Genomic DNA, 539 nt, shown 5'->3' with positions numbered 1-539 from the left:
GGTAATTTCTTTTTTTTTTTTGTTTGGGTTTTGTATTTTTTTTTTCCTTTTTTTTAGGGTTAAATCCGGCATAACTCTCGCGCCTGGGTGGGTGGGGACCCGTGGTTGGTTTGCGTTTTTGTTTTTTTTTTTTTGGAGCCCATCAAATGGGGGTTTTATTTTTTTTTTATAACTATTTTTTTTATTTTTCCCCCCCCCGCTTTTTTTTTCCCCCGCCATTATGTACGTTAAAGCTGCGATTCTATCCGGCATTATTTCGTATTCCACGGCTTCTTTTAAGTTTCCCCCTCTAACAAAAAAACTTCTCTTTTTGCGTGTTATTTTCACGCCACATTTGCGAAGAAAAACCACTAAATCCAAAATTTTTGCTCGGCCCTCGCGGTTTTTATGGTGGTTTTTTTGCTTTTCCCTTCCCTTAATTTAAGCAAGTTCCCCGTTGCGCCGACGCTTGGAGACCCCAAAAATTTTTCTCTTTTTCTTTTTTTAATTTCTTTAAATTCTTTTTTATGTATATCGAGCGGTCTTTTCCCTATTTTGCC

The 539-nt window shown here is 37.3% G+C and carries 2 protein-coding genes; both read right to left on the bottom strand.

The window, feature by feature from the left end; translation table 11 throughout:
- The coding region (locus tag ACYVTD_RS15930) for a hypothetical protein (protein ID WP_461248664.1) at positions 1–327 on the bottom strand (327 nt) is incomplete at its 3' end.
- 23 nt (positions 328–350) lie between these two features.
- The coding region (locus ACYVTD_RS15925; protein WP_461247782.1) for a hypothetical protein at positions 351–539 on the bottom strand (189 nt) is incomplete at its 5' end.

Source organism: Treponema sp. R6D11 (assembly GCF_054786075.1).
Note: the sequence above shows the minus strand (reverse complement) of the source record. Positions and strands in the feature narration are given on the sequence as shown.